Source organism: Streptomyces flavofungini (assembly GCF_041028215.1).
Lineage (GTDB): Bacteria > Actinomycetota > Actinomycetes > Streptomycetales > Streptomycetaceae > Streptomyces > Streptomyces flavofungini_B.
Map to the genome: position 1 here is coordinate 1 of NZ_JASKYR010001229.1, position 1,339 is coordinate 1,339.

At 71.0% G+C, this 1,339-nt stretch carries 2 protein-coding genes; both read right to left on the reverse strand.

Going from position 1 to position 1,339, the window contains the following annotated elements; genetic code table 11:
- Nucleotides 1-153 precede the first annotated feature (153 nt).
- Complete coding sequence (locus AB8Z36_RS39980) at nucleotides 154-348, reverse strand: hypothetical protein (protein ID WP_369218266.1); 195 nt, start codon at nucleotides 346-348, stop codon at nucleotides 154-156.
- Between the two features lie 144 nt (nucleotides 349-492).
- Nucleotides 493-1,339 (reverse strand): phosphatidylinositol-specific phospholipase C/glycerophosphodiester phosphodiesterase family protein (locus AB8Z36_RS39985; RefSeq protein WP_369218267.1); only part of this gene is annotated, 847 nt, incomplete at its 5' end.

Here is a 1,339-nt window from a genome sequence, read left to right on the forward strand (position 1 = left end):
CGAGGGCGCCGCGCGCGATCCTCGGGAGCACGCCGGACGGGGTCGGGATGGGTGGCATGCGCCGAAGCTAGGCCGAGCTGCTTGAAGTGTCCATGAAACAACGTCAGTTGTTCATGAAGACGCAAAAGAGCCGCCGGGAGCGGTCGGCGGTGCTCAGGGCTGGAGGGCGCTGACGATGTCGGCCGTGGCCGTCAGGCCGTCGTGGATCGTCGGCGCCATGCTGGAACCGGCCAGGTAGAAGCCGAGCAGGGCGCAGACCAGGGCGTGTGAGATCTTCAGGGCGCCGTTGCGCAGGAAGACCACCGCCATGATGAGCAGCAGCAGCACCACAGAGATCGAGACAGCCATCCCAAGAACCTCCTCCGCCACGCGACACCGCGGCTCCCGGCCGTCAGTGTCGCGTAACGGGAGGTTTGTCCGGGCTTCTGACCTGTGCTCCGAACGGGTGTTACCGAAACGGGCGTTATCGGAACGGGCGTGGTCCGGCTCCGGTCACCGGCCGCGCGCGCCGAGGAAGGCTTCGAGCCCCGCGAGGTCATCGGTGTTGAGGTGATCGACACCGGCGGCGAGCAACTCGCCCCAGACCGCGTCGCGCTGGGGCCCCGGCAGATCGGGCGTGGCCCAGAACCGGACGCGCTGCCGGTGCGTGTGGGCGGCGGAGACGATGCCGCGCAGCTTGTCGCGCTCGGCGGGAGGGATCGGCCCGTTGCCCTGCCAGGTGAAGTTGAGCGACCAGTTGTCGCTGATCAACGGGATGAGGGAGGCGGGCGCCGGCGTCCCGAGGTCGGCGAGGCGCCCGTCGTAGAAGGCGTGCCGCACCTTCTGCGCCGCCATCGGACCGCGGGCCGCCCGGTCCCCGGAGACGACGGCCGTGACCGCCGAGCGGCGCACCTTGCCGTGGACGCAGGAGGTGAACAGGCGCCGGTAGGGCAGCAGATGCCGGTGGAGCTCGGCGTAGGTGGACGCGCCCTCGGTCTTGATGTCGATGAGCAGCTGGAAGGGGGTGCGGTGATACCCCCGGTACACCGCACCGTGGTGGGCGCGGACGCGGGCCGCGAGGGGCTCCAGGTAGAGCGACTCAAGGGTGCGGGCGGGGTCGAGGTCCACGGGGTCGTGGGCGACGAGGAGCTGTCCGTCGACGAGGTAGATGTCGGCCTCGACGCTGTTGAACCGGTGGTCGAGGGCGTCGAGCAGGGGCCGGGGGTGTTCGTAGTCGTTGTGCGCGTGGGCCTGGAGGAGCGGGCGCACCTTGGGGCCCCCGCGCTCCCCCGCCCGCGCGTGGGCGGGCACGGTGACGCTGCCGGCCACGGCCGCGCCGAGGGTGAGGAGGGCTCTGCGA

Bases quoted from the DNA above. Each gene is read 5' to 3' on its own strand.
- AB8Z36_RS39980 (WP_369218266.1), bottom strand. From the start codon at position 348: ATGGCTGTCTCGATCTCTGTGGTGCTGCTGCTGCTCATCATGGCGGTG.